The sequence below is a fragment of the Bradyrhizobium sp. MI1.11 genome (assembly GCF_055811255.1).
Genome location: NZ_JBVVPM010000077.1, coordinates 21,338 through 28,583 on the forward strand (window position 1 = coordinate 21,338; position 7,246 = coordinate 28,583).

The 7,246-nt window shown below is 64.0% G+C and carries 8 protein-coding genes and 1 tRNA gene; 6 read left to right on the forward strand and 3 right to left on the reverse strand.

All coding sequences use genetic code 11. From position 1 onward, the window contains the following. The first annotated feature begins 4 nt into the window (after positions 1 to 4). The 3 genes from AC0L30_RS38930 (at position 5) to AC0L30_RS38940 (ending at position 3,089) form a co-directional block, all read left to right on the forward strand. A complete protein-coding gene (locus AC0L30_RS38930) occupies positions 5 to 1,609 on the forward strand; it encodes an alpha-amylase family glycosyl hydrolase (protein WP_473406472.1) in 1,605 nt (534 codons plus the stop codon). A 143-nt stretch (positions 1,610 to 1,752) separates the two neighbouring features. Beyond that, positions 1,753 to 1,932, forward strand: coding sequence for a CsbD family protein (locus AC0L30_RS38935; RefSeq protein ID WP_473406473.1), 180 nt, complete (start codon positions 1,753 to 1,755; stop codon positions 1,930 to 1,932). After that, on the forward strand, positions 1,929 to 3,089 hold the full coding sequence (locus AC0L30_RS38940) for a DUF305 domain-containing protein (protein ID WP_473406474.1): 1,161 nt from the start codon (positions 1,929 to 1,931) through the stop codon (positions 3,087 to 3,089). The genes AC0L30_RS38935 and AC0L30_RS38940 overlap by 4 nt, the downstream gene beginning before the upstream one ends. Positions 3,090 to 3,101: 12 nt before the next feature. Here AC0L30_RS38940 and AC0L30_RS38945 read toward each other — a convergent pair whose 3' ends face one another. Beyond that, on the reverse strand, positions 3,102 to 3,710 hold the full coding sequence (locus AC0L30_RS38945) for a cysteine hydrolase family protein (protein ID WP_354201866.1): 609 nt from the start codon (positions 3,708 to 3,710) through the stop codon (positions 3,102 to 3,104). A 257-nt stretch (positions 3,711 to 3,967) separates the two neighbouring features. On the opposite strand from AC0L30_RS38945, the gene AC0L30_RS38950 reads away from it, so the two are divergent. Together AC0L30_RS38950 and AC0L30_RS38955 are read left to right on the forward strand one after the other, a co-directional pair. Continuing rightward, positions 3,968 to 4,597: a DUF1326 domain-containing protein gene (locus AC0L30_RS38950; RefSeq protein WP_473406475.1), complete on the forward strand. Its 630-nt coding sequence runs from the start codon at positions 3,968 to 3,970 to the stop codon at positions 4,595 to 4,597. 64 nt (positions 4,598 to 4,661) lie between these two features. Then, complete coding sequence (locus AC0L30_RS38955) at positions 4,662 to 5,483, forward strand: DUF2182 domain-containing protein (protein WP_219684117.1); 822 nt, start codon at positions 4,662 to 4,664, stop codon at positions 5,481 to 5,483. A 153-nt stretch (positions 5,484 to 5,636) separates the two neighbouring features. On the opposite strand, the gene AC0L30_RS38960 is transcribed toward AC0L30_RS38955, so the two are convergent. After that, positions 5,637 to 5,721: transfer RNA gene (locus AC0L30_RS38960), tRNA-Leu, on the reverse strand. 185 nt (positions 5,722 to 5,906) lie between these two features. Continuing rightward, positions 5,907 to 6,149 carry a FliM/FliN family flagellar motor switch protein gene (locus AC0L30_RS38965; protein ID WP_007603171.1) on the reverse strand — a complete coding sequence of 81 codons (243 nt, stop codon included), beginning with the start codon at positions 6,147 to 6,149 and terminating at the stop codon, positions 5,907 to 5,909. An 80-nt stretch (positions 6,150 to 6,229) separates the two neighbouring features. On the opposite strand from AC0L30_RS38965, the gene lipB reads away from it, so the two are divergent. Beyond that, a complete protein-coding gene (gene lipB / locus AC0L30_RS38970; protein WP_007603168.1) occupies positions 6,230 to 6,979 on the forward strand; it encodes a lipoyl(octanoyl) transferase LipB in 750 nt (249 codons plus the stop codon). The last annotated feature ends 267 nt before the right edge of the window (positions 6,980 to 7,246 follow it).

Sequence of the window (7,246 nt, forward strand, 5' to 3'; positions counted from 1 at the left end):
GGCAATGAGTGAGGCGTCCCGTAACGAAGGTGCGTGGTGGGAAACCGCCGTCATCTACGAAATCGCACTGATCTCGTTCCAGGACTCGGACGATGACGGCAAGGGCGACCTCGCCGGCCTGACATCGCGCATCGACTATCTGAAATGGCTCGGCGTCGATGCGGTGTGGCTGACGCCGATCTCCAAGAGCCCGTTCCGCGACCTCGGCTACGACATCTCCGACTACTGCTCCATCGACCCTGCGTTCGGCAGCCTCGAGGCGTTCGACCGCCTGCTCAAGGCCCTGCACGCGGCGGAGATCCGCCTGATTCTCGATCTCGTGCCCAACCATACCGCGAACGATCACGCGTGGTTCGTCGAGAGCAGCAGCTCACGGAACAGCGCGAAGGCCGATTGGTACATCTGGGCCGACGCGGCCGAGAATGGCGGCCCGCCCAACAATTGGCTGAGCCGCTTCGGCGGCAGCGGTTGGGAATGGTGCGAGGCGCGACGGCAATATTACTACCATTCCTTCCTGGTCGAGCAGCCCGATCTGAACTGGCGCAACCCGCAGCTGCGCGCCGCGATCGCCGATGTCATGCGCTTCTGGCTCGATCGCGGCGTCGACGGCTTCCGCGTCGACGCCAGCGCGGTCCTGATCAAGGACGCGCTGCTGCGCGACAATCCGCATAACCCGCGAGCGAAAGGCAAGCCGCCGCCGCAGCGCCAGACGCCCGTCTTTACCGACGATCGCCCGGAGACGATGGATTGCATCGAATTCATCCGCGAGGTGATCGACGGGTATCCAGGGCGAATGTTGTGCGGCGAAGTCCAGGGCAAGACCGACCGCATCGGCCACTTCTACGGCAACGACCGACCGCGCCTGCATCTACCGCTCAATTTCGCGCTGCTGGACTCGCAATGGGACGCGCTGTCCCTGCAAGCAACGATCGACGCGTATTTCAACGCTATCCCGGATCATGCATGGCCGGTCTGGGTGATCGGTGGCCACGACAAGCAGCGAATCGCGAGCACGATCGGCGACGCGCAAATGCGCGTGCTGGCGATGCTGTTGATGACACTGCGGGGAACGCCGTTCTTCTTCATGGGCGACGAGATCGGCCGCAAGCGCGTTCCCATTCCGCCCGACCGCGTCCACGATCCCTTCGAGAAGCTCGTGCCGGGGTATGGCCTTTGCCGCGATCCCGAACGCGCGCCGATGCGATGGGATGACAGCAGCAACGGCGGCTTTACAACCGGCGATCCATGGCTGCCGCTCGAGCCGCCCGACGGCGCGGCCAACGTGGCAACGCAGCAGCGCGACCCACGTTCGATCCTGGCGCTGTTTCGCGCGCTGATGACGCTGCGGCGCGAGCACGCGTGCCTGCGTCACGGCGGCTACGAGCCACTACGCGCGCAGAACGACGTTCTGGCCTACAGGCGGACGCATGGCGGCAACGACATTCTGGTCGCGCTCAACATCGCCGCCGAGCCGCGGAAATGGCAGTGGCAAGGTCGCGGCCGCCTGCTGATGTCCACGCACCTCGACCGGCCGTCCGAGCCGTTGCCGGACGCCTCCATCCTGCTCCGCGGCAATGAAGGCGTGATCATTGCACTCGACGCACGATGACGGCCGAGGAACCATCAGCGCGTCAGAGAGTCTCACTCAACGCTTCCGACGCCCCCCTGCCGGAGGCTGAATAGACGAACCGCGGCCCCGGCGCTCATCCCCCTTCAAGCGCCGGGGTGGCGGCGTGAGCCTGGAGGCAGACCATGAGCAAGACCAAGGGCCTCGGTCAGCGGATCGCTGGCAAGGCGAAACAGGTCGTCGGCGAGATCGTCGGCGATCAGGATCTCCATGAGGAAGGCAAGGAGCAAGCGGAGCGCGGCCGGGACGAACAGAGCAAGCCGAGCGAACTCAATCCGTTGAAGAAACTCAATCAGCTGACGTGAACGCCGCCGCGCCGTCGACCATTTCCAATTCAATTCGCACCGGTGATAAAGGCGCCTCACGGCGACGCTCGCGCTGGGTCGCCGCTGCCGAACTCGGCCTGATCAGCAGCACCTTCTCGACCATCGTCAGCCAGCTCTTCGCCGCGCGCATCGGACGCGATGCCGCCGTCGACTGGATGACGGTGGCCGCCATCCCCGCACGCGATTGGGCGATCAGCGCAGAGCCGTCGTGGAGCGCGATCCTTGCAGGGATCGCCTTCCACCAATGGGCGGATTTCTCCTGGGCGCTGGTGTTCTTCGGTGTGCTCGGGCGCTGGACCGCCGACCTGCGGCCGCTCACGATCCTGCTGCTCGCGCTGCCCTGGGCCGTGTTCTCGTCAAGCATGGAATGGTTCGTGCTGGTGCCGCTGTTTCCGTTCTGGCAGCCGCTGTTCACGCTGCAGCAGCCCTACTGGATCGGCCTGCTCGTCCACAGCTCCTCGGCGGTGATGTACCCCCTGTTCGCCCGGTTGCGCTGGAGACGAGGCGCGGCACCCGCGCGCGATGTTCGCTTCACCAACGCCTGGATCACCGGCGCGCTGGCTTTGATCGCACTGCTCGGCGCGGCCGCGTTGTTCGGCAGCCATGGTTACGAGCCGCCGTGGATGGGCCGCGACAGGGACGCCGACCAGACTTACATCCGTCACATGACCGAGCATCACGCCCAGGGCATCGCGCTGGCGCGGATTGCCGCAGAGCGCGCACAGGACCCGCATCTGCGAAAGCTGGCGATGCTGATGGTCGCAAGCCAGACCGGCGAGAACCGGATTTTCGAAACGTGGTGGCTGAGCTGGTTCGACACCGAGATGCCCGATTGCAGCTCGGACGAACGTGCCGCCATGCCGGGCTTCCTGACACAGGCCGAGATGCGGCAGGTCAAGGCCGCGCCGGCGGACCGATTCGACACGCTGTTCGTCGAAACGATGAGCAAGCATCATGCCGGCGCGGTCAGAATGGCCGACCAGATGTGGGAGAGCGCCGGCGATCTGCGCCTGCGTGTGATGGCCCACGCCGTCCGCCACGAGCAGCAGGGCGAGATCGCACTAATGCACGGCGCCAGCGGCATTGCCGCCGTCGCCACCGCCTTCCACAACATGCTCGGCGACAATGTCAATTGAGCGGATCGTCCCCTACTCCCGCCAGAACTCCGCCAATTCCTCGGCGGTCATCAGATCGACCTGGCCGTGAAAGCGGGTGCGGTACATCGTCATGAGCGCATCATGGCCGACGTCGGACGAGCTGCACAGCGCATCCTCGATGATGACGACCCGAAAGCCGAGATCGACGGCGCTCAGGACCGTCGAGAGCACGCAGACGTCAGTCTCCGCCCCGGTGATGACGACCGTGCCGACATTCTTCTCGATCAGCAGACTCGCGAGGCCGGGACTGCTGAATGCCGAATAGGCCGGCTTGTCGATGACGACAGCCGGCGGAACGAAGCGGCTCAGGGCCGGCACGAGTTCGAGACCGGATGGCGGCAGATGTTTGCGGGTCGCTTCGCGCCAGCGACGAAAATAGCGCTGCCACTGTCCGGGCCGATCTTCCGGGTCCTCGGGCGTGATGAATCGCGTGAAGATCGTTCTGGCCTGATGGCGCGAAACGATCGAGGCGATCGTCGGCAAGACCCTCGCCATCCATGGCGTCTCCCAGAGACCGCCAGGAGCGAAAATGTTCTGCATGTCGATGCACAAGTGAACGGCGTCGCTGATGTCGGTCACTTCCGACGCGCTGTCTCTCATCGTCTTTCACCATCAGGAACATGGCCGCGCGCCGGGAGCCGGCATTTCCGCAGCGAGCTCACCGACTGCAATGCGATTCCGACGGCCATCGTTCCCCGGTCATCCGCTCCGGAGGAAGTGCTTGCCGACGCAGACCAATCCAGAGAAGCCCGGCGTCGGTGGAATCGGCTTGCGCCGCTTCCCAACCAAGCGTAATTTTCAACTCTACGTAGCTCATTCGAAAGCATCTATCGGGTTCGGCCAAGCGGGAGACAGCAATGGCGGATGTCCCATGGCACCTTTCCGGTGACTATTTCGAGAATTGCAGTTGCAGCATCGTGTGTCCCTGCCTGGTGTCGGCGGCGCCCCCGTTGACCGCGCGACCGACTGAGGGCTTCTGCAACGTACCGCTGATCTTCCACATCGAGACCGGCCGCTATGGCGATATCGCGCTCGATGAGCTGAATGTGCTCGTCATCCTCCACGCACCTGGGGTGATGGCGGACGGAGACTGGTCGGTCGCCGCCTATATCGATCAGCGCGCCAACGATGACGAGACCGAGGCCTTGGCTGCAATCTTCACCGGCGGCGCCGGTGGTCCCATGGCTGCGTTCGCGCCGCTGATCAGCAAGAACCTCGGGGTGCGCAAGGTCCCGATCACGTTCCGGATCGACGGCAAGACGCGGTCCGCGGAAATCCCCGGCATCCTGCACATGTCGGTCAATCCGCTACCGACCATGCATCCGAGCGGCGAGATGTGGACGAACATCGGCCATCCGGTCAGCCCCGACGCAATGGTGATGGCCGTTGGCGCCGCCGGCAATACCTTCAGCGATCATGGCATGCGCTGGGATAATTCCGGCAGAAACGGCCTCTATGCGCCGATCCGCTGGTCGAACCAGGTGTGATGTAACTCCCGATACCGGCCTGCATCGGCGGCCGGCGACATCGATCGCACAACATCGATCGCAAATGACGGACAGCCCCATGGAAGCCGTGCTGCGGCGCGATCGCTGGATCGTCGGCGGCGCGATCGGCGTCATTGTCGCGCTGGCATGGAGCTATGTGCTCTGGCTCGCCAACGACATGGACATGGGCGGCATGGACATGACCGAGTTCCGGATGATCCCGGCCGGGACCGGAATCATGCTGCCGGCCAACGCGCCGTGGCGAACGATCGAGTTCGCCTATGTGTTCCTGATGTGGGCGGTGATGATGATCGGAATGATGGCTCCCTCGGCCGCGCCCATGATCCTGATGTACGCCCGCGTAGGCCGACAGGGCAAAGCGCAAGGCAAGCCATTCGCCGCGACCGGCTGGTTTGCCGCCGGTTATCTTTTCGCCTGGTGCGGCTTTTCGCTGGCAGCCACCTTGCTCCAATGGGCGATCGAGCGGGCCGCCCTGCTGAATTCCCGGATGGCGATCGCGAGCAACGTGCTTGGCGCCATCGTGCTGATCGCGGCGGGCATCTATCAATGGACGCGGCTCAAAGACGTCTGTCTCGCCCAATGCCAGTCGCCGTTTCTATTCCTGATGCGCCACGGCGGCTTTCGCAGCGAGCTGCGAGGATGCGTGCTGCTGGGCTTTCGGCATGGAGGTTATTGTGTCGTCTGCTGCTGGGTTTTGATGGCGCTGTTGTTCGTGGGCGGCGTGATGAACGTACTCTGGATCGCGCTTTTATCGTTGCTTGTACTTTTGGAGAAAGTCACGCCGGTCGGACGCTGGATTGCACGCGCTGCCGGCATCGCCTGTGTGGCCGCGGGCACGTGGCTCCTGCTGACCTTGCCGCAGTGATGACGGGTCGCGAACGAGGACCGCGCCGACGGAGCGAACCCTCGGCCGGGAGATCAAAAATCGGAGACTTCTGGAGGCCCCATGCCAGGGTTCGTAGTGCGAACCTGGCGGGCACTGAAGATCGCGAAAAGATCCCTCGCGTGTCTGTTTGCTTGGTGCGCTCGGAGGGACTCGAACCCCCACGATTTTACTCACTGCCACCTCAAGGCAGCGCGTCTACCAATTCCGCCACGAGCGCTTTTGGGGATGCCGGCTTGAGGCTTGAAGGCCAACCGGATCAACGGCGCCGATCTAACAAATCCGTCAGAGGGGTACAAGCCTCCAAAGGCCCTGAATTCCACAAGCTTGGCAGGAAAGTTCCGGCTCCTTGCGCCGGGATCGGCCTTTTTCGCCTGCTCGGGCCGCTACTGCGTGCCCAGGCCGCTACCGCGTGCCCGGGATACGTGGCAGCATCTGCTTGACCTCGACCGCGATGCGGTTGCGGTCGACCAGCACGACGCCGGAGGCGACCGGCAGATTATTGGCCAAAACCTTGACCTCGTCGGCCTCGGTTGCGTCCAGCTCGATGATGGCGCCGCGGGAAAGACGTAATACCTGATGGATCGGCATGGTGGTCGTCCCGAGGACGACCATGAGATCCACGGTGACTTTGTCGAGAGTAGGCACTTCAGGACCACCGCAACTTGGGACTAGGACTAGGGACTTGGAATTTGCGCCTGCGATCATCACCTGGTTATGGTTAGCCAATGGTTAATTCACCTCGAAACCCCCGCCAAAACCAGCGTCAAGAGCTCGATTTGACGTCGTTTTCCGCCTCCTCCGGCGAGCCCGTGGAGTGGCGGATTTCGGACGCGCCCGTGCCCTATCCGGAGGCCGTGGCTGACATGGAGGCGCGCGTCACGGCGATCGCGGCCGGTGAAGCCCCGGAGCTGGTCTGGCTGCTGGAGCACCCCCCACTCTACACCTCCGGCACCTCGGGCAAGGCCACCGACCTGCTCGATGCCCGATTCCCGACCTTTGCCACCGGGCGCGGCGGTCAGCTCACCTATCACGGGCCCGGCCAGCGCGTGGCCTATGTCATGCTCGACCTGAAGCGCCGGCGCCCGGACGTCCGGGCCTATGTCGCGAGCCTGGAGGAGCTGATTCTGCGGACACTCGCCGCCTTCAACATCCGTGGCGAGCGGCGCGAGGACCGGGTCGGCGTGTGGGTGAAGCGGCCCGACAAGGGACCTGAGCACGAGGACAAGATCGCGGCCATCGGCGTCCGGCTGAAGCGCTGGGTCTCGTTTCATGGCATCGCGATCAATGTCGAGCCGGAGCTGTCGCATTTCGCCGGCATCGTGCCCTGCGGCGTCGCCGATCCCCGCTACGGCGTCACCTCGCTGGTCGATCTCGGCCAGCTCGTGACGATGGCGGATGTCGACGTCGCGCTCCGGCAGGCCTTCGAGGAGCTGTTCGGGCCGACCCGGGCGCTTGTGCCGGAAGCGGCGGCCTAACTTCTGGTCTCTCTCATTCTCCGCAAACCCGGAATCAGCTACGCTCGATTCCGGTGTCGCCCACGCCTCCCCCCTCCGCCGGGAAAGTACATTTCATACCGGGCGAATTGATCATCGGACCGACTGTTCGAGCGCCAGGCATAAGGAGGGGTTGCGTTTCAGCTCGCAATGGGAGGTTTAGCGATGAGACTGGGCGGATTCAAACGGTCGTCGCAACACCAGTTACTTTCACTCATAACAGAAGATCGTCAAGCGCCTCCGCCGGCG

Bases quoted from the DNA above. Each gene is read 5' to 3' on its own strand.
- AC0L30_RS38930 (WP_473406472.1), top strand. From the start codon at position 5: ATGAGTGAGGCGTCCCGTAACGAAGGTGCGTGGTGGGAAACCGCCGTC.
- AC0L30_RS38945 (WP_354201866.1), bottom strand. From the start codon at position 3,710: ATGAGAGACAGCGCGTCGGAAGTGACCGACATCAGCGACGCCGTTCAC.
- AC0L30_RS38955 (WP_219684117.1), top strand. From the start codon at position 4,662: ATGACGGACAGCCCCATGGAAGCCGTGCTGCGGCGCGATCGCTGGATC.
- AC0L30_RS38950 (WP_473406475.1), top strand. From the start codon at position 3,968: ATGGCGGATGTCCCATGGCACCTTTCCGGTGACTATTTCGAGAATTGC.
- AC0L30_RS38935 (WP_473406473.1), top strand. From the start codon at position 1,753: ATGAGCAAGACCAAGGGCCTCGGTCAGCGGATCGCTGGCAAGGCGAAA.
- lipB (WP_007603168.1), top strand. From the start codon at position 6,230: ATGGTTAATTCACCTCGAAACCCCCGCCAAAACCAGCGTCAAGAGCTC.